The following is a 23,923-nucleotide window of genomic DNA, read 5'->3' on the forward strand; positions in this document are numbered from 1 at the left end:
CCTACGTTACTATTTGGGCAAAAAAAACGGCGGACATTGGCGTTCAATCGACATGGGACAGCAGTTTGCGCAGCAGGCGCTCCAGTTCGTCGGCCTCTCCCGCTTCGAAGCCGGAAAACAGCGATTTCAATTGCGCCCGTCGCCTGGGCAGATACAGCCGCACGAACGCCAGCGCCTTGGGCGTCAGTTGCAGGAATACCTGGCGGCGATCGCTTTCGCCCACCTGGCGAACGACGTAGCCCTGGCGTTCGAGCTCGCGCGCCACCCTCGTGCTGTTGGTTCGCGAGGAGTTCATGAAGATGCTCAGGTCCGACGGCTTCAGGCGGTGCTGATCGCTGGCATAGATGACGACCAGGGACGTCCACAGGGTGGAGTTCAATCCATGCTCGCGCAGCGGCGCGTCCATGTGGTCCCCGAGCCGCGCCGCGACGTGCATGAATAGCCGGCTGAGGACGGACTCGCGCAGCTGGTGGCGCGAGGCCAGTCGCAGCGACAGTTCGTCCATGGCCTGTTCGAAAGGCTCGAAGGAAGACGAAGGCATCGGAGAGCGGGCACAACTAATAACCTACGTTATTATATCGCCTGACCGGCTGACAGAGATCTTAAGCTGCCCGGTCAACCAGGACGGAATCCGCTGTGCGGCGCCGCGGCTTTCGGTTTAAATCGGCCTTCCGGCCATTGCCTGCCTGCCCTCCCCGATACCATGTCCGCCCAACCCGATAGCCTCCCCCACTCTTCAGAGACCCTGGCCCTGCGGGCCGACCTGGCGCTGGCCTTGCGCGCGGCCGCGCATCACGGGCTGGAGGAAGGGGTCTGCAACCACTTCAGCGTCGCCCTGCCCGACGGCAGCGACCGCTTCCTGATCAATCCGCGCGGCCTGCACTGGAGCGAGATCGATTCCGACGACATCGTCATGGTCGACGCCAAGGGCGCCAAACTCGCCGGACAGCACGACGTCGAAGCGACCGCCATGTTCATTCATGCGGCGATCCATCGCATCGCGCGCAAGACCTGCGTGTTGCACACGCACATGCCATACGCCACGTCGCTGACGCTGACCGCGCGCCGGGGCCTGGACACGCGGCTGTCGCAGAACGCCATGCGTTTCCATGGCCGGGTGGCGATCGATCCCCGCTACGACGGGCTGGCGCTCGACACCGCGGAAGGCGAACGCATCGCGCGGGCCATGAGCGGCGCCGACGTGCTCTTCCTGGGCAATCACGGCGTGGTCGTCTGCGGCGAACGGATCGACTACGCCTACGACGATCTCTATTTCCTGGAGCGGGCATGCCAGGCCGAAGTGCTGGCGCTGTCCACGGGCCTGCCGCTGGAGCCGGTGCCCGAAACCATGGCACGCCATGTGGCCATGCAGATACAGGGCGAGCGGCTGCAATCCACGCTGTTTTTCGAATCCCTGCGCCGCCGCCTGCCCACCATCGGACGTTGATGCCACACGCGGGATCGCACCGTGGCGCGATCCCGCCAATGGACGTCAGAACGCGGGAACGACAGCGCCCTTGTACTTGTCCAGGATGAACTGCCGTAGCTCGGGCGTGTGCAAGGCCTTGACCAGCTTCTGCACCGCCGGCTTGTCCTTGTTGTCCGGCCGCGCCACCAGGATGTTGGCATAGGGCGAGTCGGGCCCCTCGATGAACAGCGCGTCCTTGGTCGGCACCAGGCCGGCCTCCAGTGCATAGTTGGTGTTGATCAGCGCCAGGTCCACATCGTCCAGCGAACGCGGCAGCATGGCGGCTTCGAGCTCCTGGAATTTCAGCTTCCTGGGATTCTCGACCACATCCAGCGGCGTCGCGCGGATATTCTTCGGGTCCTTCAGCTTGATCAGCCCCTGCTTCTGCAGAAGGATCAGGGCGCGGCCACCATTGGTGGGGTCATTGGGAATGGCCACGGTCGCGCCGGTCTTCAGTTCCGACACGTTGGCAATCTTCCGCGAATAGGCGCCGAAAGGCTCGACGTGCACCTTCGCGATCGCGACCAGGTTGGCCTTGCGGTCCTGGTTGAAGGTATCCAGGTAGGGCTGGTGCTGGAAGAAGTTCAGGTCCACCTGCTTGTCCACCAGCTGTACGTTCGGCTGCACATAGTCGCTGAATACCTTGATGTCCAGGTCCACGCCCTCTTTCGCCAAGGCTGGCTTGACGAAGGCCAGGATTTCCGCGTGCGGCACCTGCGTGGCGGCGACGATCAGTTTGTCGGCCGCGAGGGCCGGCGCGGCGGCCATCAGGACAGTGGCCAGGCCGGCCAGGAGCATGGCCGTCCAGGCGCCCAGCCGGCGGCGGACGCGGCCGGCGACAGCCAGGTGGGAAATCGCGTCCGCCGCGCGATGCGCGGCTGCGCGCCGCGTCAATGGTTGAGTCATTTCTTTCCTCCTTGTCCGGGGTTCCAGCATGGACCGTTTAAAACGAAAGGGATCAAATCTACATGAACCCGGGTTTTTTGTACTCCATCTGTTTATTACGCGCTGGCATAAGACCCAACGGGTAATACAATGCCGGTCAGCGGCGCCCCCTGCCGCACCCACCCCCTTTTATCCATCATCATCGCGTTTGCTGCCGCCATGACCGATACCTCCGAAACCGCCGCCCTGTCCCCCGCGCTGAAGGCCAGCGTGCTGTCCGAGGCACTGCCCTACCTGCGGCGGTTCCACGGCAAGACCATCGTCGTGAAATACGGCGGCAATGCCATGACGGAAGAACGGTTGCAGCAGAGCTTCGCGCACGACGTCGTGCTGCTCAAGCTCGTCGGCCTGAACCCCGTGGTGGTTCACGGCGGCGGTCCGCAGATCGACGATGCCCTGCGCCGTATCGGCAAGAGCGGCACCTTCGTGCAGGGCATGCGGGTGACCGACGCGGAAACCATGGAAGTCGTGGAATGGGTTCTGGGCGGCCAGGTGCAACAGGACATCGTCATGATGATCAACGAAGCCGGCGGCAAGGCGGTCGGCTTGACGGGCAAGGACGGCGGCCTGATCCGCGCGCGCAAGAAGTTGATGGAGAACAAGGAAAATCCCAGCCAGCCGCTGGATATCGGCTTCGTCGGCGATATCACGCAGGTCGACCCGGCCGTCGTCAAGGCGCTGCAGGACGACCAGTTCATCCCGGTGATCTCGCCCATCGGCTACGGCCAGGACGGCAAGGCGTACAACATCAATGCCGACGTGGTCGCCGGCAAGATGGCCGAAGTGCTGGGCGCGGAAAAGCTGCTGATGATGACCAATACGCCGGGCGTGCTGGACAAGAATGGCCAGCTGCTGCGCAGCCTGTCGGCGCGCGCGATCGACGATCTGTTCGCCGACGGTACGATCTCGGGCGGCATGCTGCCGAAGATATCCTCCTCGCTGGACGCGGCGCGCAGCGGCGTCAATTCGGTGCACATCATCGACGGACGCGTACCCCACTGCCTGCTGCTGGAACTGCTGACGGATCAAGGCGTGGGCACCATGATCACGTCGCGCTGATGCACATACACCGGTATTTGTTGCGGCCGGCATCACGCCTGCGCCGCTCGCGCCGGATCGCCGCCGCCGCGCCCGCGCGCTTGTGGCTGTTCGATCTGGACAACACGCTGCACAACACCTCGCACGCCATCTTTCCGCGCATCGACGCGGGCATGACGCGCGCGGTGGCGGAAACGCTGGGGGTCGACATGGACACGGCCAACACCCTGCGGACCACCTACTGGAAGCGCTATGGCGCGACGGTCATCGGCATGGTGCGCCACCATGGCGTGAATGCCGAAGCCTTCCTGCGCATGAGCCACGATTTCGATGTCCGTCCGCTGATCAAGGCGGAAACCGGATTGCCCGCCAAGCTGCGCCGCCTGCCCGGACGCAAGGTGCTGCTGACCAATGCGCCGCTGCATTATGCGCGCGCGGTGCTGCGCCATCTTGGCTTGCTGGGGCAGTTCGACAGCCTGTGGGCCATCGAACACATGAACTGGCACGGCAACTTCCGGCCCAAGCCTTCGGCCACGCTGCTGCGCCGCGTACTGGCGCGCGAAGGCGTCGCCGCCGCGCATACCGTGCTGGTCGAGGATACGCTGGAAAACCTGCGCGGCGCGCGCCGCGTGGGACTGCGCACGGTACACATTCACCACCCCGGCACGCCCTTCAGCAAGGGCGGCCGCAACCGGCCGGGCTATGTGGACTTGCGGGTAAACTCGGTCAGCGAGTTGCTCCTGCAACGCCGGCCCCTGCGCCGCTAGCGAACCTGTTTTTCGGTTTTTCCTTTCTTCCTGAACTTTTCCCTATCGGCCGCCTCGCGGACGGCCAGACCCATGGCAAGCAGACCCGGCGAGAAGAAAACGCAGATCCTGCAGACCCTGGCGGAGATGCTGGAGCAGCCCCACGCGGCGCGAATCACGACAGCGGCCCTGGCGGCTCGCATGCAGGTTTCGGAAGCCGCCCTGTACCGGCATTTCGCCAGCAAGGCGCAGATGTTCGAAGGCCTGATCGAGTTCATCGAGCAGACCATATTCACGCTGGTCAACCAGATCGGCACGGCGGAGCCCCAAGGCCTGGGCCAGGCACGGCGCATGGTCAATATGCTGCTGACGTTTTCCGAACGCAACAAGGGCATGACGCGCGTGCTGACGGGGGATGCGCTGGTCACCGAGGACAACCGCCTGCAGGATCGCATCAACCATATCAACGACCGCATCGAGGCGTCCTTTCGGCAGGCCTTGCGTACCGCGGTCCATGACGGCGGCCTGCCCGCCAACGCCGACGTCAGCGCGCATGCGAGCCTGTTGACGCATTTCGTGCTGGGCCGCTGGCTGCGCTACGCACAAAGCGGCTGGCGCGTCGCGCCGACCGCGCACCTGGACGAACAACTGCGCCTCGCACTGGGCTGACGCCGATGTAAGGGGGAGCGCGCAGCGCTCCGGAGGTCGGCCAACCCACCATACCGCCGAAAAAAACAGGTGCAGCCAACCCGGGACGCCGAGGATCCGGCTCCGCCGGTCCTCCAGCGTCGCCCCCTTGAGGGGGAAAGCGCGCAGCGCTTCGGGGGTGGGCCAACCCACCAACCGCCCCGCAAAAAACAGGTGCAGCCGACCCGGGACGCCGAGGATCCGGCTCCGCCGGTCCTCCAGCGTCGCCCCCTTGAGGGGGAAGCGCGCAGCGCTTCGGGGGTAGGACTATCTACCCGCACACACCGCGCATTCTTCGTCGCGCGGTACGTTCAAGCTGCGCCACTGCATGGCAAGGCCGTCCAGGCAAAGCAGGCGGCCCGCCAGGGTCTGCCCTATGCCCGCCAGGACCTTCAGCGCCTCGGCGGCCTGCACGCTGCCGATGATCCCGACCAGCGGTGCCAGCACGCCCATGGTGGCGCAATTGGCTTCCTCGACATCGTCGGCTTCGGGAAAGAGGCAGTGATAGCAGGGCGAGGCAGCATCGCGCATATCGAAGACGCCGACCTGTCCGTCGAAACGAATGGCCGCGCCGGATACCAGGGGCTTGCGGTGATGCACGCAGGCCCGATTGATCTGGTGCCGCGTGGTGAAGTTGTCCGAGCAATCCAGCACCACATCCGCGCGCGCCACGGCCGCATCCAGCGCATCGCCCTGCAGGCGTCGGGCGATGGTCTCGACGACGACTTCGGGGTTGAAAGCATGCAGTGCCCTGCGCCCGGATTCCACCTTGGGCTGCCCCAGGCTTTCCGTGGTGTGCAGAAGCTGGCGCTGCAGATTGCTGAGTTCGACGACGTCGTCATCGACCAGGGTGATGTGGCCCACGCCCGCGCTGGCCAGGTACATGGCGGCGGGGGAACCCAGCCCCCCCGCGCCGATGATCAGCGCGTGCGCCGCCAGGAATTTTTCCTGCCCTTCGATACCGAGTTCGTCGAGCAGGATATGGCGGGCGTAGCGCAGCAACTGCCGGTCGTTCATTTTGCCTTGGCGGGCTGGACTCCGGACGGCGTGATGGTCATGCGCTCCGTCGGCGGCTCCGTGCCGGGACGCGCGGCGGACTGCTGGCTGGAGGCCTTGTCGTTCGCCGCGGTCTTGGGGATCGCTTTCTGGATGGGTTTGCCATCCAGAAGATTGAGCGCCTGCTTCAGCTGGAAGTCGTCCTTGCCGCCGAACTCGAAGGTCTTGGGCAGCTCGATATTGGCGGGATCGTTGGCCGACTTGATCTCGCCGTTGGGCGCCTGCTGGTTGGCCAGATGGCGCTGCAGGTCCGCTTCGCGCGGCAGGCGGAACAGGTCGCCGGTCGCCGTATCGGCAACCACGTAATCCGGTTCGATACCGGTTGCCTGGATGGAACGGCCGCTGGGCGTGAAGTAGCGCGACGTGGTCAGCTTGATGGCCGTATCTTCGGTCAAGGGAAGGATGACCTGCACCGAGCCCTTGCCGAACGTCCGGTTGCCCATCACCTTGGCGCGCTTGTGGTCCTGCAGCGCGCCGGCGACGATCTCGGAAGCCGAGGCGGAACCGACGTTGACGAGCACGACCATGGGAACGGTCTTGACCCAGCCAGGCAGCCCCGCCAGGTAGTTGCCTTCGCCGCGGGCGTACTCGGCCGGCGTCGCCAGATACTTGTGGCGCGCGTCCGGGGTGCGGCCATCGGTGGAGACCACCAGCGAATCCGCCGGCAGGAACGCCGAGGCCACGCCGATCGCGCTGGTAAGCAGGCCGCCCGGATCATTGCGCAGATCCAGGATCAGCGCGCGCGGCGGCTGCTTCGCGCCAAGTTCCGCGAGCTGGCGGGCCATGTCGGCGCCGGTCTTCTCCTGGAACTGGGCGATGCGCACATAGGCGACGTTGCCATCGAGCATCTTGCTGCGCACGCTGCGCACCTTGATGATGTCGCGCACGACGCGCAGCACGATGGGCTGCGGATGATCGGCGCGCATGATGGTAAGCGTGATCGGCGTCTTGGGCGCGCCGCGCATCAGCTTGACCGCGTCGTTCAGCGACATGCCCTTGGTGGGTGTGTCGTTGATCTTGGTGATGAGATCGCCCGCCATGACACCCGCGCGCGCGGCCGGCGTGTCCTCGATGGGCGAGATCACCTTCACATAGCCGTCTTCGGCGCCGACCTCGATACCCAGGCCGCCGAATTCGCCTTGCGTGGCGGTCTGCATGTCGCGATAGGCATCGGCATCCAGGTAGGCGGAATGCGGATCCAGGCCGGACACCATGCCCGATATGGCGTTATCGATCAGTGTCTTGTCGTCGACCGGCTCGACGTAGTTGTTCTTGATGGCACCGAATACATTGGTGAATTGCCGCAGTTCGTCCAGAGGCAAGGGGCTGCCGCCGCGCTGCGCGACCGCGGTCACGCCGACACTGAGCAAAACCCCGGCCACTACGCCGAGCGATACCAGGCCGAAACTACGAAACTTGCGAGTGCTCATGCACACTTCCTGAATTGGTTTAGCCAAACGCTTCTACTGGGCCAACCACTGGGCTGGATCCACCGGCGCGCCACCATGACGAATTTCAAAGTATAGGCCCGATTCCACCTGCCCGCCTGTCGCGCCGGCCAAGGCGATAGTGTCCCCCGCGGCGACGTGATCGCCGACCTGCTTCAGCAGCGACTGGTTATAGCCATATACGGTCATATATTGCTGTCCGTGGTCCACGATGATGAGGTTGCCGAAGCCTCTAAGCCAATTGGCATAAACCACGGTACCGGGCGCCACCGCATGCACCGGCGTGCCTTCCGGCACGCGCAGGACGATGCCCCGCCAGACGCCGCCGTCCGGGCGTCCCAGGCCGAAGCGGCCCTGGATGGTGGCCCCTTGCACCGGCATCGGCAGGCCCTGCCGCAGGCCACGTCCGGCGGACGGTTGCGGGCGCGCGGTGGGCGCCTGCGACGCGCTTGAGGATTCAGCCGGTTTTAAGCCTTCGATGTTGCCGCGGGCGACCGGCAGGCTGGCTTGCGCCGCGCGCCGCGCGGCGGCTTCCGCATCATCCGCCTGCTTGGCCGCGGCCGCGGCCTGCTTATCTGCCGCGGCTGCCGCCTCGGCATCGCGCCGGGCCGCGGCTTCGACCTGTTCGCGGGCTTGGGTGGCATCACGCGCTTCCTGCGCGCGGCGTGCGGCCTCGGCCGCCTTGCGCGCGTCATCGGCGCGCTTGCGGGCCTCTTCCGCCTTGCGGCGGGCATCCTCCACGGCCTGCCGGCGCGCTTCCTCGGCCTTGCGGGCGGCCTCCGCCGCGGCCTGCCGGCGGGCCTCCTCGGCCTTGCGGCGGGCTTCTTCCGCCTTGCGCGCCTCTTCGGCCTGTTTCTCGATTGCCGTTTGCAGATCGTCGATCAGCCGCGTCATGCGCTGATCGTCGCGCCCGAGCTTGACCGCTTCCTCTCGCTGCGCGGTGATCTGCCCTTCGAGGCGGGCCAGTACGCTGGCGCGCTCTTTCTGCTGTGCGACCAGTTGGGTCTTCTGGTCGGCGGTTTCCTTGACGACCTGGGCGATTTCCTGGCGCCGCGCATCGGCCTGGCCTTGCAGGCGGGCCAGCTCGTCCAGGTCGCGGCGCAAGGCCTGGACGGCCTCGGCGCGGGCCTGGGAGACGTATCCGAGGTAGGCCAGATTGCGGCCCAACTGCTGCGGATCGTCGCCGGAAAGCAGGGCGGTCCAGGGCGATAGGCCACTGGTGTACTGGGCCCGCAGCTGTTTGGCCAGTTCTTCGCGGCGCTGGGCAAGGATGGCCTGCTGCGCCGTCATCTGGCGCTCCAGGCCGGCCAGATCGGCTTCCGCCTGCTTGCTCTGGATGCCCAGTTCGGCCAGCCTGCGGTTGATTTGCGAGATCGCCGTTTCGGACTGGCGCAGGGCGTCCGCGGCTTCCTTGCGCGCCGACTCGCGTTCGTCGATGGTCTTCTGCAGGGACTGGATGCGCTCGCGCAGCGCCGATTGCTGGCGCTGCGCCTCCGTCTGCTTTTCGGCGAGATCCGCCGGCGCCGCGCATACGCTACCGGCGGCCAGCGCCAGCGTCAGCGCGGCGGCCTTCCACCCCCTTGCAGCAAGCCGCATCGATCAGGCCTTTTTCGCCTTGCCTTGCGCGGCGACAGCCGCCATGGCGGCTTCGATCTCGGCGGGATCGCCCAGGTAATAGTGGCGCAGGGGGCGCAGTTCGTCATCCAGTTCGTAGACGAGCGGCTGGCCGGTGGGGATGTTCAGTCCGACGATATCGTCGTCCGAAATGCCGTCCAGGTGCTTGATCAGGGCGCGCAGGCTGTTGCCATGTGCCGAGATCAATACCCGGCGGCCGGCGCGGATGGCCGGGGCGATGGATTCGTTCCAGAAGGGCAGGACGCGCGCGACCGTGTCCTTCAGGCATTCCGTGGCGGGCAGCTGGTCCGCCGGGATGCGGGCGTAGCGGCTGTCGAAACGCGGATGGCGGGGGTCGTCCAGGGGGATGGGGTCCGGCGCGATGGCATAGGCGCGGCGCCAGATCAGCACCTGCTCGTCGCCGAACTTGGCGGCGGTCTCGGCCTTGTTCAAGCCTTGCAAGGCGCCATAATGGCGCTCGTTCAGGCGCCAGCTGTTGCCGACGGGGGTGTACATCGCGTCCATGGCATCCAGGGCGATCCACAGCGTGCGGATGGCGCGCTTGAGGACGGACGTGTAGGCCAGGTCGAAGGTATAGCCCTCGCGCTTGAGCAACAGGCCGGCGGCGCGGGCCTGTTCCCGGCCGGTGTCGGTCAGGTCGACATCGGTCCAGCCGGTGAAGCGGTTTTCCAGGTTCCATTGGCTTTCGCCGTGACGCATCAGAACGAGTTTGTGCATAGTGCAGGTCGCTTGAAACAGAGTTGAAAGATGCCGGGATGGCATCATTTTATAATTGGGAAGGTTATGCCCCTTCCGGACCCTCGCGTGCGAACGCCCGGACCGGCGGCTCCCGATGGGCGGTTGGTCCGCCCATTAACGGTCATATTTCAGGACGTTCCGTGGATTTTCTGCATTTTCTGCTAAGCCAGAACAATATCTTTATCGTCGCCGCAGCGGTCGTATCCGGCATCATGCTGGCCATTCCGGCCCTGCGCAAGAGCGGCGGCGGCTCAGCCATCGGCACGGCGGAAGCCATCCAGATGGTCAACCAGCGGCAAGCCGTCTGGGTGGACGTGCGGCCCGCCGAACAATACCAGGCCGGGCATATCGCCCAGGCACGGAGCGTGCCAGTCACCGATCTGGAAAAGAAAGCCGCGGGCTTGCCGAAAAACAAGCCTTTGGTCGTGGTCTGCGAGCAGGGTCGCGACTCCAGCCGTGCCGTGAGCCGGCTGAAGGCCCAGGGTTTCGCCGAAGTCGTCGCCCTGCAGGGTGGCATGAAGGCCTGGAGCCAGGCGGGCTTGCCCGTTACGCAGAAGGCCTGAGCGCGCCCGCCCGCGCGCTTTCTTTCCGCCCCTTTTCAACGTAGAGAGCTGCCCACGATGAAAAAAGTCCTGATGTACAGCACTGGCGTCTGTCCATACTGCATCCGCGCCGAAGCCCTGCTCAAGCAGCGTGGCGTCGCCGAAATCGAAAAGATCCGCATCGACACGGACCCGTCGCAACGCGATGCGATGATCCAGCGTACCGGCCGCCGCACCGTGCCCCAGATCTATATTGGGGAAACGCATGTCGGCGGCTACGATGACCTGGCCGCGCTGGATCGCGCGGACAAGCTCGTTCCCCTGCTGGGCTGACTTTTTCGCGCCGCTCCCCGCGGGCGGCGCCCCCTGCCTGCCTCAGGCCCCCGTGCCTGACCGGGCTTTACCTATCTTTCCGGAATTCTCATGGCCGATCAAAACAACCAGCAACCGGGCGACGACGCTCCGTCGTTCAATCTGCAGCGCGTCTACCTGAAGGACCTGTCGCTGGAGATGCCCAATGCGCCGCACGTGTTCCTGGAACAGGAAACGCCGCAGGTGGAGGTCAGCATCAACGTCGGCGGCCAACGGCTTACCGAGACCCTGTTCGAATCCAGCGTTACCGTCACCGTGACGACGCGCGTCAGCGACAAAGTGCTCTATCTGGTGGAAGGCACGCAAGCCGGTATCTTCGAATTGGCCAACATCCCGGCCGAACAGCTGGATCCTCTGCTGGGCATCGTCTGCCCCACCATGGTGTATCCGTACCTGCGCGCCAACGTGGCCGACGCCATCACGCGTACCTCGCTGCCCGCGCTGCACCTGGCGGAAGTGAACTTCCAGGCCCTGTACGAACAACGCATCGCCGAACTGCAGCAGCAGCAATCGCAGCAGTCCGGCAATGATTCCGGCATCATCCTGCCGCCCAATGTCACCCGCCAATAACGAAGAGCGCGAAACGCCGCGCCCGGCCGCCAGCCGGCCGGCGCCTCCCCGGGTGGCGGTGCTGGGCGCCGGCAGCTGGGGCACGGCGCTGGCGGCGGTGGCCGCGCGCCGCCGCCCCACCCTGCTGTGGGCGCGCCAGGCGGCGCAAGCCGCGGCCATTAACGCTACCCATGAAAACGCCCGGTATCTTCCGGGCGTTTCTTTGCCTTCCACGCTGGACGTCGTCAGCGATCTGGGCCAGGCGCTGGCCTGGGCGGCCGCCGACGGTGGCGTGCCGCTGCTCATCCTGGGGGTGCCGGTCGCCGGCCTGGAGGCAATGTGCCAGGAGCTGGCCGCGCGCCTGCCCGCGCTGGGCTGCGACGGCTGGCATGTGGTCTGGACCTGCAAGGGCTTCGACGAAGAACAGGGACGGCTGCCGCATGAAGTGGCGCGGTCATCCCTGGGCCGACTCCCCGGCGTCAGCACCGGTGTGCTATCCGGCCCCAGCTTTGCGCGCGAGGTCGCCCAGGGCCTGCCGGTGGGCCTGACGGTTGCCAGCAGCGATGCCGCCCTGTGCGCGGCCACCACGGCCGCCCTGCATGGCGGCGCCGTGCGTGTCTACGCCGGCTCGGACATCGTCGGCGTGGAGGTGGGCGGCGCGATGAAGAACATCATTTCCATCGCCTGCGGCGTGTCTGACGGCCTGATGCTGGGGACCAATGCCCGCGCGGCGCTGATCACCCGCGGCCTCGCCGAAATGACACGGCTGGGCGTGGCGCTGGGCGCGCGTGCGGATACGTTCTCCGGCCTGACCGGCCTGGGCGACCTGGTGCTCAGCGCCACCGGCGAGCTATCCCGCAATCGCCGCGTGGGCCTGGAAATCGGCGCCGGCCGCAAACTGGCCGATATCCTGGCCGGCGGCATGACGGCGGAAGGCGTGCGCGCGGCCCGCTCGGCCCTGGCCCGCGCTCGTGCCCTCGGTGTCGATATACCCATTACCGCCGCCGTCTGCGCGGTCCTGTTCGACGGCGTGTCGCCCATGACGGCCGTCTCCACCCTGCTGGCGCGCGACGCCCGCCCGGAAAGCGGCGACTTGCGCGTACCGGATTAAAAGTGGTCGCCCGGCGCGACCGACGCAATCAGCCTAAGGAGAAATCGATGTTCCAGTACGTCCCCAGCCGCCGCGGTGCGCGCATGCCCCGGTTGTGGCTGGCACTGGCCTCCCTTGCCGCCGCCCTGACGATGGGCGCGCCGGCGCATGCGGAATGGCCGGAGCGTCCCATAGACCTGATCGTGCCCTTCCCCGCCGGGTCGTCGCCGGACCTGCTGGCCCGCATCGTATCGGAGCCGCTATCCCAGGCCTTGGGCAAACCCATCATCGTGCAGAACAAGCCGGGCGCCGGCGGCAACATCGGCACGCGCGTCGCCGCCGAGGCCAAGCCGGACGGCTATACGATGCTGTTCACGATCAATGGGCCGCTGACCACCGCGCCCACGCTGTATCGCAAGACGCTGGGCTACGATCCGTTCACGGACCTGGCGCCCGTCACGCTGGTGGCGACCAGCCCCAACGTGCTGGTAGTGCCCAGCAGCCTGAATATCAAGACCGTGGACCAATTCGTGAAACTGGCCAAGGACAAGCCTGGCGCGCTGAATTATGGCTCCGTCGGGCCGGGCAGCGCCTCGCAGCTGGCCATGGAGATGTTCAAGGGCCAGGCCGGACTGGACATCGCCCATATCCCCTACCCCGGCTTTCCGCAGGTGATCAGCGCCATCATTTCGGGCGACATCCAGGCGTCGTTCATGGTCCCGGCGATTGCCATGCCGCAAGCACGCAATGGCAAGGCGACGGTACTGGCGGTCACCAGCCTGGAGCGGGCAGACACGCTGCCCGACGTGCCCACCATGGCCGAACAGGGCTATCCGGGCTTCGAGGCGATCTCGTGGGATGCCATCCTGGTCCCGGCGGGGACGCCCAGTGGGATCGTGGAACGACTCAATAGCGAACTTGCCCGTATCATCAGCAGCGAGAAGGTCCGCGAACAGATGGCGGTGCAGTACTTCACGCCGGCGCCATCGTCGCCCGAACAGTTGACCACGCGCATGCGCGATGAAAAAGCGCGCTGGGACGCGGTGATCGAGAAGCTGAATCTGTCGCTGGAATAATCGCCCTGGGGGCGCCGGCCCCCAGGGCGATCATGCTGCCGGTCAGACCGCGCTTGCGGATGCGGCGGCAAGTGCGGTCGCCGACGCGTCCGCCGAGGTCGATGCCGGGTTGTCCGCGGCCGGCGCCCCCGGGGCCGGTTCGCTTGCCGTCATCGCGTGGGCATCGCCCAGATCCGCATAGCGGTTCATGGGATTACGCTGGACAAACGTCCTGCCCGATGCCAGGAGTCCTTCCAGAAAGTAGCGGTACATGAAGCGGTTTTCCTCGGCGATCGAGCCGATCACGGCATCCGCCTTCAGAAAGTCGTCCATGCGCGCTTCGTAGCGGGCAAGGCGATTCAACAGGTTCTGCCTCCATTCCGGCCTGATACGCGACCACGCCGCATCATAGGCCGTGAAGGCGCCGGCGCCCGGTGCCGACCAGGTGTTGCCGTCGCTCTGGATAATGCCGTCCAGGGCGATCTTCATGCCTTCGTAGTCCTTGCGGCTGTCGCGGCTGAATTTGCTGGCCAGCCTTTCCAGGTGGAAGGCATAGCTGCGCGCCTCGGGTTCCTGCTCTACCGCGATACGCAGTTCGGTCCAGCAGCGGCTGGCCGTACGCTGCCATTGCACGGAATCGCGCGGCGTCGCGCGATGCTCGTCCACGAACTTGTTGCGCCACCAGGCTTGCAGGCCGGCGAGCGCGGGAAAGCGGGGAGGCGCGCTTCTTGTGTCGGGGCACGGCTGTTGCAGGCATTGGTAGAGGTTCTTGATGCCTTTCGGCCCAAGCCGGCTGACTGCCTGCGAGAACTCCAGCCGCAGATACTCGTCGCAAGCCGTATCCCGGAATTGCCGGGCGTCGAATTCGGCACGCAAGTCGTCGGCCACGTCGAGGAAATCACGATAGGCACGCCGCAATTCGCGCGGCTCGACGGAATCGCGCGACAGCAGCTTGACCAGGCCACGCAATTCCTTGTCCACATGGGACTGGTGGTAGGCGAAACGCTTCGCTTCCATTTCGGCGCTGCTGCCGAAGACGAAATAGCCGCTCCAGAAACGGATGGTGTCCCAGGCCACGCGCAATCCGCTGCGCGCGCGCTCCGGCAGCGCGCCCTGCAGATTGTCGTAGTCCGATGGCTGGCGCCAGCCGGAGTACGTGCGGGTGTCGGCCGCCGCCAGCACATTGCGTTCCAGCACCACCCGCATTTCCTGCAGCAGCCGCCTGTATTGAGGCCCCATGAGTTCCGCATTGTGGGTGATGCGCAGCACACGATCCATCAACGCCTGGAATACGGGAGGCTCCTTGCCCTGGATCGCATCGGGTTGCCGCCAGGTGGTATTTCGCAGCAGTGCTTCGCGGTCTTCCGGCGCTGCGCGCTCGAAGACCAGGGTGGACAGATATTCCGCGCGACCTTCCTTGCCGTGTGTCGCCAGGCACATGCCGCGCAGCAGGCGGTGCATGGCATCGCGCGCCTGGGTGTAGATTTCCGGTTGATCCGGCAGGGGCACTTCATTGGCATGTTGGCCGCTGTCGCTCATGCCCTGGACGGCGTTCGATTCGATCAGCTCGGTCAGTGCCGCGAAGGCATGCAGGGGTTCGGTTTCGTATCGACGTACCCGTTCGTCCTGCGCCGCCTGGCGCCAGGCATCCAGGACATCGGCCGACTTGGCGCGGTCCGTATGCACCAGGAGCGTTCCCATGTATCCGCCGGGCGCCACCGTCCGGCAGACATCGTCGAACGCGCTGTCCGACAATTCGCGCAACGAGCGCGCGACATGGTTCTGGACGAACCGCTTGACCTCGGCGGGCGCCGGCTCGTGCAGCTTGAGCGCATCGGACAAATCGGCGATCCAGCTTTGCCGGCCCGGATTCGGCAGGCCATCCAGCAATTTCTTTTCTTCCAGCGTGGCGCGCCAGGACTCGACATGGCCATCCTCGAAGGCGCGCACCGCTTCCTGCCAGGATGTGAGGTCCGGACGGAACTGCAAGCGCAGCGCCCGGCCGCGTTCCTGCAGATCCCTGCATGCGCCGATCGCGTCTTTCAGGCGGCTGCCCGGATCGATGTCGCGGTACAGGTGATCCAGCGCACGGTCGATGCCGTCCGCGCGCGCTTCGTCGTAGCCGTATTCCCACAGCCGGTCTACAGTTTTCGCAGCGTCGTCGGCAGTCGGGCCGGACGCAAAACCCATCGCTTCCCTACCCTTTTGCATCGCGGCCTGCAATACGCCGGGACCCTGGCCGCCATCCTTGCGTGCCTGTCCCTGCGCCAGCGCCGGCAGCGACTTGCACAGATAGGCGCAATCCTTTTCCAGGTGCGAACGCGCGTCCATCCGCCGCTTGATGGCCGCGGCTTTCAGGCGGCCAACCTTTTTGAGCGCGGCCTTGAACCTGGGCTGCTCTTTCTTCAAGGATTTTTTATGGGACCGCAGGTCGGCGATCGCGGCATCGATGCGCTGGCGCGCCTGGACGGAGGTCGGATCGACGATAGGCGCGGCGGCTTTCAGCGCCGGCACGCCTTTCAACGCGGGCTGCACGGTCTGGAGCGCGCGCAAGCCCGTGTCGATGCAGAGGTTTTCCACCTTGACCAGCGTCTTGTTGAGCTTTTTGCGCAACCGTCCTTCCGTCGCGGTGGCAGCGACGACGCAGACATCGGTGACGGCACGGGTGGTCTTGCGTGCGTAGCGGTACAGGCGATGATGCTTCGTGTCCGCTTTGCCCTCGATGAGCGTGGCGGCGGCACTATCGTCGGAATGGGATGGCGCTTGCTGCGCGATGCTGTCCGATGGAAGCGAGCCCGCGGAGCCGCCGGCGGCGTTGGAATGGGAGGAGACGAGATGAAGCATATGCGATCCTTCTGCTGCGACACGAATAGTCATGCTATGGGTGCATGGCGCAGATAGGCGGTTCCGCGCAAGCGCGCGCCGGATCGACGCGTTCGCAAAATGAGACGCAAGCCTCTGACGATGTCCGCGCAAGTACGGAAACCGACATCGTTCATTGCATGGCGCGATGGCGCCGCGGGCCTTGGACGCTAGACGCCGCCGACGTAGCCGGCCTGGCGCCAGGCCTCGAAGACCACGACAGCCACGGCATTGGACAGGTTCAGGCTGCGCTGCCCCGGACGCATGGGAAGACGCAGCCGCCGCGCGGGCTTGAACAATGCCAGTTGTTCATCCGACAACCCGGCGGTTTCGCGCCCGAACACGAATACATCGCCCGGCTGGAACGCGGTGTCGGCCAGGGAGTGTTCGGTGCGCGTCGTCAAGGCGAATACGCGATCCGCCGGCGCGCCTATGGCCGCCAGCGCATCGGGAAGCGTGGGGTGCACGCGCACCGGCTGCCATTCGTGATAATCCAGGCCCGCGCGGCGCAAGCGCGCGTCGTCCAGTTCGAAGCCCAGGGGTTCGACCAGGTGCAATTGGGCGCCCGTGTTGGCGCACAGGCGTATCGCATTGCCGGTATTGGGCGGGATTTCGGGCTCGACGAGAATGACGTGGAACATATCGGTAAAAGCCAGGGCCCTGTCAACGCTAGGGCAAACGGTATTGTGCCAGCACGCCGCCGTCATCCGCCGGCGCGCGCGCGGCGACCAGCCCGATGATGCTGACGGCGCCCGCCGCGCGCAAGGCGAGGGCCGCGGCATGCAGGGTACTGCCGGTCGTCATGACGTCGTCGACAAGGGCGATGGTACACGCAGGGATGGATGCCGGGCAGACGTAGGCATCGGGCGCGAGATGCAACCGGGCCCGGCGCGTCAGGGTGCTTTGCTTGGGACCTTCGCGACCGCGCGCCAGCCAGCGCGATTGTACGGGCCGCCCGGTGCGATGCGCGATGGCACGCGCCAGCTCCGCCGCCGGGCTGAAGCCGCGCCGGCGCAGCGAAGCGCGGGCGGACGGGATGGGGACCAGCACGGTATCCGCCGGCAATCCGGGCTGGCCATCCCGCTCGCGGGGCATTGCGGGCGCGCGCAGGATCAGATCGGCCAGCGGCTCTGCCAACGCATAGCGCCGTTGCACCTTGTAGTGCGTGATCAGCATGTCGCCCGGAGATTCGTAATCGAATCCGGCCGTCACCCCCGCCAGAGGCCAGGGTCGCCGCGCGCAGTCGGGACAGGGGGTTTGCGCGGCACGCAGCCGCAAGGCGCACCGCGGACAACGCGGCTGGTCCGGATGCATGGTCGCCACCACATCGCGCAGGCATGGCGCACAAGGTGCACCGCCGGCGGACCGTCCGCCGCACATCGGGCAATCCGTGCCGATCATGGAAAGCATCCGGCATCGCGCCGCGCGCCAGCCTCGCATGGTGTCTCCATCGATGAAATCCCGCATGGCGGGGGGGCCCATCGCGGCCCCGCGCCCGGCCATGCGCAATAATGGAAGGCGTATCTCACCACATGCGCGCCGCCGTTTTCGATCCGGTGCGACCGAAATGTCCGACTCCCTCCCCGACCTGCCCATCGTCAGCGCCCACGTGGCGCGCCAGTTCGCCCGCCGCGGCGATCTGGAAGACGCCCAGTTCCTGTATGGCGAAATCGGGCAACGCATGCTGGAACGCCTGCGGTACATCCGGGTGCAGCCGGTGCAGTTGCTGGATGCGGGATGCGGCGCCGGCGCCAGCCTTGCACTACTGCGCGAACGCTATCCCGAGGCCGGATACATCGGGCTGGACGCCTGTGCTCCGCTGCTGGACATCGCCCGCCAGCGCCATGGCCCACGCGGCCGCGCGGGCCTGCTGGGACTGGGCCGCCTGGCGGCCAACCTGGTTCGCGGCGCAGATAAAACCCCGGCCCCGCGTTTCGTCAAGGGCGATCTCGCCGATACCGGCCTGCCGCCGGAATCGCTGGAGCTGGTGTGGTCCAACCTTGCCCTGCACTGGCATCCACGCCCGCATGCCGCCCTGGCGGAATGGCGGCGCATCCTGAAAGTGAATGGGTTGGCCATGTTCTCCTGCCTCGGCCCGGGCACCCTTCGGGAACTGCGCCAGGCGGTGACAGACGCCGGCCTGCGCACGGCGACGCCCTCTTTTGTCGACATGCACGATTTCGGCGACCTGCTGGTGGAGAACGGCTTCGCGGATCCCGTGATGGACCAGGAAACCCTGACGCTGACCTACCGGACGCCGGAGCGGCTGCTGGAGGACGTGCGGGCACTGGGCGGCAACCCCGTCGCGGGGCGCAAGGCCTCGCTGGCCTCGCGGGCCTGGCGCGACCGCTTATGCGCGGCGCTGGAGGCCCAGCGCCGCCCGGACGGCACCATCGCGCTGACGATAGAAGTCGCCTACGGACACGCCTGGCGCGCCGCAGCCCGGCGCGCCGCGCCAGGCGAAACGCACTTGTCCTTCAGCGCGATAGGCGGCAGGCAGCGGACGGCCCAATAGCGCGGGCCGGCGGGTAAAGCCGGCTCGGAGCCGGCAGGGGCGCAAGCCCGGTCAATGCAGGCGCCGCGGCGCGGTGCCCGGCTCAGGCTCCGCCAGCGTCTGCACCCCCACGCCACCCAGGGGCTCGGACGTTGCCCGGACGCGCCTGCGCACCACGGCGGTGGGGTCCGTCCCGGCCATTCCCACCAGCCCGATCTCGCCGCGGAAGGCGCCCGTCATGGATTCCACCACGGAAGGCAGGTCGCGCAGGCGATGGAACTGGGCCCGCAGCCAGCGCGCGTCGTTGCCGGCGCGCAAGGCGTCGTCACGCAGCGCGGTGAGCATATCGGTGGTGCCAAGCTCGTCCGCCACCGGAATCAGGCGGCCGAACAACGCGCGCAGATGATCGATCAGCCGCAGGCGGTGCCCTTCGGCGGTGACGTAGCTGCCCTGCAGGCCGAAACGGCAGGCCTGGAAATGGTTGCTGCGATAGGCCAGCCACAGGCCGCCTTCCGGCTGCGGCTCGCGCTGCAGCAGGACGGCGAGCGCCTGGGCGAAAGCCGCCAGCTGGCAGGCGCGCTCGACCGTCAGCGGCGTATCGCACACGCGGATTTCCACGGTACCGAATTCCGGCTTGGGACGGATGTCCCAGTACAAGTCCTTGATGCTTTCGGCCAGGCCCAGGTTGCGCAGCTGGGCCAGATGGGCCTCGAAGCGGTACCAGTCCGTGACCTCCGGCGGCATATGGCCGGCCAGCGGGAAACTGTTGACGGCATTGAGCCGGCAGCAGGAAAACAGCGTGTCCACGCCTTCATAGTAAGGCGACGAGGCCGACAGGGCGATAAAGTGGGGCACGTAGGCCGAGAGCTGGCGCGTCAGCGCGATCGCCTGGTCGCCGCCTTTGACGCCCAGGTGGATATGCTGGCCGAATACGGTGAACTGTCGCGCCAGGTAGCCGTACATTTCGGCCAGGTACTGGAAGCGCGGCGTGTCGGAAATCGAGCGTTCCTGCCAGCGCATAAAGGGATGGGCCCCGCCACCGGCGACGGAGACACCCACGGCATCGGCCGCTTCGCAGAGGGCGGTGCGCATTTCGCGCATTTCGGCGAGCAAGCCCATGGGATGCTCGTGCACGGAGGAGTTCAGCTCGATCATCGAGCGGGTGATTTCCGGCTTGACCCGGTCGGCAATGGGATGATCGGCCATTTGGGCCAGCAGTTCGTCCGAAGCAGCGGTCAGGTCAAACGTCCGTGGGTCGATCAGTTGCAGTTCGAGTTCGATGCCCAGGGTATTGGGGGCGGAAGGGACGAACGGAATCTGTTCCATTTCCTGCTCCTATGTATCTTATGTCGGGGGGCTGCGTCAGGCGGTCTTGAAGCCCGGCGGTTCCCGGGGTGCCTGGTGTGAGACGCGAAGCCGCAGTTTAGCCGCCTGTTGGCGTCATAAGCGGTGAAAATCGTGACATTAATACGCAACCGCGCGTAACTTGCGGGCTTCTCCGCCCTGCGGGGTAAGCAAGTACTTACCTCTTAGGGTATCTCCGGGGATTTCTCACCTCCGCCAGAAAGCTGGCGTAAAAAGAAGTAGCACCGTGAACAGCTCCAGGCGCCCGATCAGCATGCCGAAGGTGCAGAGCCAGGTCTGGAAGTCCGTCAGGACCGAGAAGCTTCCCATGGGGCCGATGGGGCCCAGCCCCGGGCCGGTGTTGTTGACGCTGGCCACCACGGCGCTGAAGGCCACCACGGGATCCAGCCCGGAAGCCAGCATCAGAATGGTCAATACGGCGATGGACATGCCGTACATCAACATGAACGCCAGCACGGAAGCCATGACGCGGTTATCCACCACCCTGCCCCGCAGCCGCACAGGGCTGACCGCATGCGGATGCAGCATGGTGACCAGTTCCGTGCGCCCCTGCTTGGCCAGCAGGATGGCGCGGATCATCTTGATGCCGCCGCCGGTGGAACCGGCGGAGGTCGCCACGCCGGACAACAGCAGCATCGGCAAGGTGGCGAACAGCGGCCACTGGGTGTAATCCACATTGGCGTATCCGGTGGTGGTGATCACGGACACGGCGTTGAATATCCCATACCGCATCGCCTCGCCGGGCGTGTTGTAGATGCCGTCGACATACAGGAAAACCGCGATCGCCAGCGCGGCGCCAAGCGTAACGACCAGGTAAGGAATGGTTTGCGGGCAGGTCAGGTAGGGCCGCAGGCTGCGCGTGTGCCAGGCACCGAAGTGGGTGGCGAAGTTGATGCCGGCGATCAGCATGAAGACAATCGCCACGATCTCGACGGGTAGCGAATCGAAATGCGCGAAGCCATCGTCCCAGGTGGAGAACCCACCCAGGCCCATGGTGGTCGCCATATGGCACCAGGCCTCGAACCACGACAGGCCGGCCAGCCGGTAAGCCAGCAGGCATAGCAGGGAGAAGCCGAAATAGACCGCGTACAGCGCCTTGGCGGTGCTGGCGATACGCGGGGTCAGCTTTTCGTCCTTGATCGGTCCTGGAGTTTCGGCCCGGAAAACCTGATGGCCGCCCACGCCCAGCAGCGGCAGGATGGCCACCGCCAGGACCAGGATACCCATGCCTCCCAGCCAGACCAGCGTCGCCCGCCACAGATTGATGGAAGGCGGCAGGCGATCCAGGCCGGTCAGCACGGTCGCCCCCGTGGTGGTCAGGCCGGACATCGCCTCGAAGTAGCCGTCCGTGAAGGACAGCGGGGTGCCGGCACGATGAAAATAGAGCAGCAGCGGAATGGCCGCCAGCGCCGGCAGGACGGTCCACACCATCGACACCAGCAGGAAACCGTCGCGCGGACGGAGTTCCGAGCGGCGGCGGCGGGTCAGCGCCCAAAGCAGTCCGCCAGCCGCGATACATGCCACGGCAGCATAGAGAAAGGCTTCCCGGGCCGCGTCGCCGGTATAGATCGCCAGCCCCAAAGGCAGGATCATGGCCAGCGAGAACAAGGCCATGATCAGGCCCAGCAGATTGAATACGGAGGCGAGCCTGGTCACCCGCGGCCTCCCGTCATGGGCCCGGCCGCGCGGAGGACATGGCGCGGGCGCCGCGCGGACATCGCCGGCGCCTTGCGCCGCCGGGAAACGATCAGACGGATGGTAGGCATGGGGCCGGGTGGGTCAGAAAAACGATGCGGATACCTGGAACAGCTTTTCCACGCGGGCCATCTGATTGCGGCCCGGCACGAAGACGATGACATGGTCGTCCTGCTGGATGACGGTGTCGGGCTCGGGCATGATGATTTCGTCATCGCGAACCAGCGCCCCGATGACCGCGCCCTTCGGCAGGCGCAGCTGGCAGACCTGGCGCCCGACCACGCGGGAGGTGCTGCGGTCGCCGCGCGCGACGGCTTCCAGCGCCTCGATCACGCCCTGCCGCAGGCGATGCACGGCCAGCACGTCGCCGCGGCGCACGTGGCGCAGCAGTTCGCTCATGGTGGCGTGCGAGGGCGATACCGCGACGTCGATATGGCTGCCCTGCATCAATTCACCGTAGGCCTGCCGGTTGATCAGAGCGATGACGCGCCGCGCGCCCAGTCGCTTGGCCAGCAGCGACGACATGATGTTGTCTTCGTCGTCGCTGGTCAGCGCCAGCCAGGTATCCATATCCTGGATATTCTCGCGTTCCAGCAAGGCTTCGTCGGTGGCATTGCCATGCAGGACCAGGACGTTGGATGGCAGCTTTTCCGCCAGGTACTGGCAGCGCGCCGCGCCGTGCTCGATGATGCGCACGCTGTAGTTTTCGTCGGCCAGTTCCCTGGCCAGGCGCAGCCCGATATTGCCGCCGCCGGCGATCATGATGCGCCGCGCCGTTTTTTCCGCCGTGCGCAGCTGCCGCACGGCGCGCCGAGCGTGGCGCGTGTCCGCCACCACCACGACCTCGTCGCCGGGCAGGATGACCGTGTCGCGGCCCGCCAGCAAGGGCCGGCCGTCGCGCACGATATCGACGATACGCGCGGAAACATCGGGCCAGAGCTCGCGCAGTGCATCCAATGACCGGTTGGCCATGGCGCTGCCTCGCCCCACCCGCACGGTGACCACGCTGACGCGGCCGCCGGCGAATTCGACCACCTGCAGCGCTTCGGGAAACTCGATCAGGCTCTGCAGATAGATGGTGACGCTGCGCTCGGGACTGATCAGCGCGTCGATGCAGAAACCCTCGTCGCCCAGCAGCTCGGGATGTTCCGCCACATCGGAGGACCGTATGCGCGCGATGCGTCGGGGAATGTTGAATACCTGGCGCGCGAGGCGGCAGGCCACCAGATTGACCGCATCGGAGGCGGCACAGGCGATGAAGAGGTCGGCGTCCTCCGCGCCCGCTTCGCGCAGCACGGAAACCTGTGCGCCGTCGCCCTGCAACCCGCGCAGGTCGCAGCGCTCCTGCAGGTCCTGCAGGTTGCGCGCATCGATGTCGATAACCGTGATGTCGTTGTGTTCCGAGACGAGGTTCTCGGCCACGCTGGTGCCTACCCGTCCCGCCCCGACGATGAGGATCTTCATGTACTGCGCTTGCGCGCGGACTCGATGCCCAATTGCTTGAGCTTGCGGTAGAGGTGAGTGCGTTCCAGACCGGTTTTTTCGGATACCCGGGTCATGCTATGGCTTTCGCGCACCAGGTGGTATTCGAAGTAGATGCGCTCGAAGGCGTCGCGCGCCTCGCGCAAGGGCTGGTCCAGGGAGATGCTGCCCAACAGGCCATTGGAGCCGGGAGGGGCTTCCACCGAATTGGCGGGCAGGGACGGTGCGTCCAGCTCGTCTTCCAGCGGTACCGCCGCCAGGGATGCCGCGGCGGGCGCCGGGTGCGGTGCACGGCCGCGCGAGAGCGCCGCCGAAATAGTTTTTAACAACCGCTGCAGCGTAATGGGCTTTTCGAGGAAGTCCAGGGCGCCGATACGGGTGGCCTCCACGGCCGTGTCGATGGTGGCATGGCCGCTCATCATGATGACCGGCATGTCCAGAAGGCCCTGGGAACCCCACTCCTTCAGCAGGCTCACGCCGTCGGTATCGGGCATCCAGATGTCCAGGAGAACCAGATCGGGGCGCGACCGTAGACGAGCGGCACGGGCCTGAGCCGCGTTCTCGGCCAGTTCAACCGTGTGTCCTTCGTCGTACAAGATTTCTGACAGAAGCTCGCGAATGCCAACTTCGTCATCAACCACCAGAATTCTGGCCAT

The 23,923-nt window shown here is 66.1% G+C and carries 23 protein-coding genes; 10 read left to right on the forward strand and 13 right to left on the reverse strand.

Annotation, left to right across the window (positions count from 1 at the left end; genetic code table 11):
• Positions 1-43: 43 nt before the first annotated feature.
• Positions 44-541 carry a MarR family transcriptional regulator gene (locus CAL28_RS27240; RefSeq protein WP_094844116.1) on the reverse strand — a complete coding sequence of 166 codons (498 nt, stop codon included), beginning with the start codon at positions 539-541 and terminating at the stop codon, positions 44-46.
• A gap of 162 nt (positions 542-703) precedes the next feature.
• On the opposite strand from CAL28_RS27240, the gene CAL28_RS27245 reads away from it, so the two are divergent.
• Complete coding sequence (locus tag CAL28_RS27245) at positions 704-1,447, forward strand: aldolase (RefSeq protein ID WP_094844117.1); 744 nt, start codon at positions 704-706, stop codon at positions 1,445-1,447.
• A gap of 45 nt (positions 1,448-1,492) precedes the next feature.
• Here the strand turns inward: CAL28_RS27245 and CAL28_RS27250 are convergent, their stop codons facing one another.
• Positions 1,493-2,266, reverse strand: coding sequence for a MetQ/NlpA family ABC transporter substrate-binding protein (locus tag CAL28_RS27250; RefSeq protein ID WP_094844879.1), 774 nt, complete (start codon positions 2,264-2,266; stop codon positions 1,493-1,495).
• 306 nt (positions 2,267-2,572) lie between these two features.
• Here CAL28_RS27250 and argB point away from each other — a divergent pair, with 306 nt between their 5' ends.
• The 3 genes from argB to slmA all read left to right on the forward strand — a co-directional run bounded on the left by argB (position 2,573) and on the right by slmA (position 4,866).
• On the forward strand, positions 2,573-3,472 hold the full coding sequence (argB, locus tag CAL28_RS27255) for an acetylglutamate kinase (RefSeq protein WP_094844880.1): 900 nt from the start codon (positions 2,573-2,575) through the stop codon (positions 3,470-3,472).
• Positions 3,472-4,218, forward strand: coding sequence for a pyrimidine 5'-nucleotidase (locus tag CAL28_RS27260; protein ID WP_094844118.1), 747 nt, complete (start codon positions 3,472-3,474; stop codon positions 4,216-4,218). Before argB ends, CAL28_RS27260 begins: the two co-directional genes overlap by 1 nt.
• A 72-nt stretch (positions 4,219-4,290) precedes the next feature.
• Positions 4,291-4,866 carry a nucleoid occlusion factor SlmA gene (slmA, locus tag CAL28_RS27265; RefSeq protein WP_094844119.1) on the forward strand — a complete coding sequence of 192 codons (576 nt, stop codon included), beginning with the start codon at positions 4,291-4,293 and terminating at the stop codon, positions 4,864-4,866.
• A 285-nt stretch (positions 4,867-5,151) separates the two neighbouring features.
• On the opposite strand, the gene CAL28_RS27270 is transcribed toward slmA, so the two are convergent.
• The 4 genes from CAL28_RS27270 to gpmA are packed head-to-tail and all read right to left on the reverse strand — an operon-like array spanning position 5,152 to position 9,740.
• A complete protein-coding gene (locus tag CAL28_RS27270) occupies positions 5,152-5,901 on the reverse strand; it encodes a HesA/MoeB/ThiF family protein (protein WP_094844120.1) in 750 nt (249 codons plus the stop codon).
• Positions 5,898-7,370 (reverse strand): S41 family peptidase, encoded by a 1,473-nt coding sequence (locus CAL28_RS27275; protein ID WP_094844121.1) that lies wholly within the window; start codon positions 7,368-7,370, stop codon positions 5,898-5,900. The genes CAL28_RS27270 and CAL28_RS27275 overlap by 4 nt, the downstream gene beginning before the upstream one ends.
• 33 nt (positions 7,371-7,403) lie before the next feature.
• On the reverse strand, positions 7,404-8,984 hold the full coding sequence (locus tag CAL28_RS27280) for a murein hydrolase activator EnvC family protein (protein WP_094844122.1): 1,581 nt from the start codon (positions 8,982-8,984) through the stop codon (positions 7,404-7,406).
• 3 nt (positions 8,985-8,987) lie between these two features.
• Positions 8,988-9,740 (reverse strand): 2,3-diphosphoglycerate-dependent phosphoglycerate mutase, encoded by a 753-nt coding sequence (gpmA, locus tag CAL28_RS27285; RefSeq protein WP_094844123.1) that lies wholly within the window; start codon positions 9,738-9,740, stop codon positions 8,988-8,990.
• A 161-nt stretch (positions 9,741-9,901) separates the two neighbouring features.
• Here gpmA and CAL28_RS27290 point away from each other — a divergent pair, with 161 nt between their 5' ends.
• From CAL28_RS27290 to CAL28_RS27310, 5 genes are all read left to right on the forward strand, one after another.
• The gene (locus tag CAL28_RS27290; RefSeq protein WP_094844124.1) at positions 9,902-10,324 is read left to right on the forward strand and encodes a rhodanese-like domain-containing protein; all 423 of its coding nucleotides are present in this window, start codon (positions 9,902-9,904) and stop codon (positions 10,322-10,324) included.
• Positions 10,325-10,381: 57 nt separating this feature from the next.
• Positions 10,382-10,636: a glutaredoxin 3 gene (gene grxC, locus CAL28_RS27295; protein ID WP_094844125.1), complete on the forward strand. Its 255-nt coding sequence runs from the start codon at positions 10,382-10,384 to the stop codon at positions 10,634-10,636.
• A gap of 90 nt (positions 10,637-10,726) precedes the next feature.
• Positions 10,727-11,245 (forward strand): protein-export chaperone SecB, encoded by a 519-nt coding sequence (gene secB, locus CAL28_RS27300; RefSeq protein WP_094844126.1) that lies wholly within the window; start codon positions 10,727-10,729, stop codon positions 11,243-11,245.
• The gene (locus CAL28_RS27305) at positions 11,229-12,335 is read left to right on the forward strand and encodes an NAD(P)H-dependent glycerol-3-phosphate dehydrogenase (protein WP_094844127.1); all 1,107 of its coding nucleotides are present in this window, start codon (positions 11,229-11,231) and stop codon (positions 12,333-12,335) included. Before secB ends, CAL28_RS27305 begins: the two co-directional genes overlap by 17 nt.
• 83 nt (positions 12,336-12,418) lie before the next feature.
• A complete protein-coding gene (locus CAL28_RS27310) occupies positions 12,419-13,390 on the forward strand; it encodes a Bug family tripartite tricarboxylate transporter substrate binding protein (protein WP_254926336.1) in 972 nt (323 codons plus the stop codon).
• A 42-nt stretch (positions 13,391-13,432) separates the two neighbouring features.
• Here the strand turns inward: CAL28_RS27310 and CAL28_RS27315 are convergent, their stop codons facing one another.
• The 3 genes from CAL28_RS27315 to CAL28_RS30115 all read right to left on the reverse strand — a co-directional run bounded on the left by CAL28_RS27315 (position 13,433) and on the right by CAL28_RS30115 (position 17,407).
• Positions 13,433-16,213 (reverse strand): hypothetical protein, encoded by a 2,781-nt coding sequence (locus tag CAL28_RS27315; RefSeq protein ID WP_094844129.1) that lies wholly within the window; start codon positions 16,211-16,213, stop codon positions 13,433-13,435.
• Positions 16,214-16,401: 188 nt separating this feature from the next.
• Positions 16,402-16,872, reverse strand: coding sequence for a tRNA (cytidine(34)-2'-O)-methyltransferase (locus CAL28_RS27320; protein ID WP_094844130.1), 471 nt, complete (start codon positions 16,870-16,872; stop codon positions 16,402-16,404).
• A gap of 28 nt (positions 16,873-16,900) precedes the next feature.
• The gene (locus CAL28_RS30115) at positions 16,901-17,407 is read right to left on the reverse strand and encodes a ComF family protein (protein WP_254926248.1); all 507 of its coding nucleotides are present in this window, start codon (positions 17,405-17,407) and stop codon (positions 16,901-16,903) included.
• 391 nt (positions 17,408-17,798) lie between these two features.
• Between CAL28_RS30115 and CAL28_RS27330 the strand changes: the two genes are divergently transcribed.
• A complete protein-coding gene (locus tag CAL28_RS27330) occupies positions 17,799-18,746 on the forward strand; it encodes a methyltransferase domain-containing protein (protein WP_254926249.1) in 948 nt (315 codons plus the stop codon).
• 51 nt (positions 18,747-18,797) lie between these two features.
• Here CAL28_RS27330 and CAL28_RS27335 read toward each other — a convergent pair whose 3' ends face one another.
• The 4 genes from CAL28_RS27335 to CAL28_RS27350 form a co-directional block, all read right to left on the reverse strand.
• Positions 18,798-20,051, reverse strand: coding sequence for a YbdK family carboxylate-amine ligase (locus tag CAL28_RS27335; RefSeq protein WP_094844133.1), 1,254 nt, complete (start codon positions 20,049-20,051; stop codon positions 18,798-18,800).
• A gap of 225 nt (positions 20,052-20,276) precedes the next feature.
• Positions 20,277-21,704, reverse strand: a complete 1,428-nt coding sequence (locus tag CAL28_RS27340) for a TrkH family potassium uptake protein (protein ID WP_440588448.1) — start codon at positions 21,702-21,704, stop codon at positions 20,277-20,279.
• 165 nt (positions 21,705-21,869) lie between these two features.
• Entirely contained in the window at positions 21,870-23,249 is a 1,380-nt protein-coding gene (gene trkA, locus CAL28_RS27345; protein ID WP_094844135.1) for a Trk system potassium transporter TrkA, read from the reverse strand.
• On the reverse strand, positions 23,246-23,923 hold the full coding sequence (locus CAL28_RS27350) for a response regulator (RefSeq protein ID WP_094844136.1): 678 nt from the start codon (positions 23,921-23,923) through the stop codon (positions 23,246-23,248). Before CAL28_RS27350 ends, trkA begins: the two co-directional genes overlap by 4 nt.

The sequence above is a fragment of the Bordetella genomosp. 11 genome (assembly GCF_002261215.1).
GTDB lineage: Bacteria > Pseudomonadota > Gammaproteobacteria > Burkholderiales > Burkholderiaceae_B > Bordetella_C.

Excerpts from the sequence above, each read along its gene's own strand:
- CAL28_RS27275 (WP_094844121.1), bottom strand. The coding sequence starts at position 7,370 with ATGAGCACTCGCAAGTTTCGTAGTTTCGGCCTGGTATCGCTCGGCGTA.
- argB (WP_094844880.1), top strand. The coding sequence starts at position 2,573 with ATGACCGATACCTCCGAAACCGCCGCCCTGTCCCCCGCGCTGAAGGCC.
- CAL28_RS27270 (WP_094844120.1), bottom strand. The coding sequence starts at position 5,901 with ATGAACGACCGGCAGTTGCTGCGCTACGCCCGCCATATCCTGCTCGAC.
- trkA (WP_094844135.1), bottom strand. The coding sequence starts at position 23,249 with ATGAAGATCCTCATCGTCGGGGCGGGACGGGTAGGCACCAGCGTGGCC.
- gpmA (WP_094844123.1), bottom strand. The coding sequence starts at position 9,740 with ATGCACAAACTCGTTCTGATGCGTCACGGCGAAAGCCAATGGAACCTG.
- CAL28_RS27240 (WP_094844116.1), bottom strand. The coding sequence starts at position 541 with ATGCCTTCGTCTTCCTTCGAGCCTTTCGAACAGGCCATGGACGAACTG.
- CAL28_RS27320 (WP_094844130.1), bottom strand. The coding sequence starts at position 16,872 with ATGTTCCACGTCATTCTCGTCGAGCCCGAAATCCCGCCCAATACCGGC.
- CAL28_RS27340 (WP_440588448.1), bottom strand. The coding sequence starts at position 21,704 with ATGGCCTTGTTCTCGCTGGCCATGATCCTGCCTTTGGGGCTGGCGATC.
- CAL28_RS27335 (WP_094844133.1), bottom strand. The coding sequence starts at position 20,051 with ATGGAACAGATTCCGTTCGTCCCTTCCGCCCCCAATACCCTGGGCATC.
- secB (WP_094844126.1), top strand. The coding sequence starts at position 10,727 with ATGGCCGATCAAAACAACCAGCAACCGGGCGACGACGCTCCGTCGTTC.
- CAL28_RS27280 (WP_094844122.1), bottom strand. The coding sequence starts at position 8,984 with ATGCGGCTTGCTGCAAGGGGGTGGAAGGCCGCCGCGCTGACGCTGGCG.
- CAL28_RS27250 (WP_094844879.1), bottom strand. The coding sequence starts at position 2,266 with ATGCTCCTGGCCGGCCTGGCCACTGTCCTGATGGCCGCCGCGCCGGCC.
- CAL28_RS27330 (WP_254926249.1), top strand. The coding sequence starts at position 17,799 with ATGTCCGACTCCCTCCCCGACCTGCCCATCGTCAGCGCCCACGTGGCG.
- CAL28_RS27310 (WP_254926336.1), top strand. The coding sequence starts at position 12,419 with ATGCCCCGGTTGTGGCTGGCACTGGCCTCCCTTGCCGCCGCCCTGACG.
- CAL28_RS27315 (WP_094844129.1), bottom strand. The coding sequence starts at position 16,213 with ATGCTTCATCTCGTCTCCTCCCATTCCAACGCCGCCGGCGGCTCCGCG.
- grxC (WP_094844125.1), top strand. The coding sequence starts at position 10,382 with ATGAAAAAAGTCCTGATGTACAGCACTGGCGTCTGTCCATACTGCATC.
- CAL28_RS27260 (WP_094844118.1), top strand. The coding sequence starts at position 3,472 with ATGCACATACACCGGTATTTGTTGCGGCCGGCATCACGCCTGCGCCGC.
- CAL28_RS27305 (WP_094844127.1), top strand. The coding sequence starts at position 11,229 with ATGTCACCCGCCAATAACGAAGAGCGCGAAACGCCGCGCCCGGCCGCC.
- slmA (WP_094844119.1), top strand. The coding sequence starts at position 4,291 with ATGGCAAGCAGACCCGGCGAGAAGAAAACGCAGATCCTGCAGACCCTG.
- CAL28_RS27350 (WP_094844136.1), bottom strand. The coding sequence starts at position 23,923 with ATGGCCAGAATTCTGGTGGTTGATGACGAAGTTGGCATTCGCGAGCTT.
- CAL28_RS30115 (WP_254926248.1), bottom strand. The coding sequence starts at position 17,407 with ATGCTGATCACGCACTACAAGGTGCAACGGCGCTATGCGTTGGCAGAG.
- CAL28_RS27245 (WP_094844117.1), top strand. The coding sequence starts at position 704 with ATGTCCGCCCAACCCGATAGCCTCCCCCACTCTTCAGAGACCCTGGCC.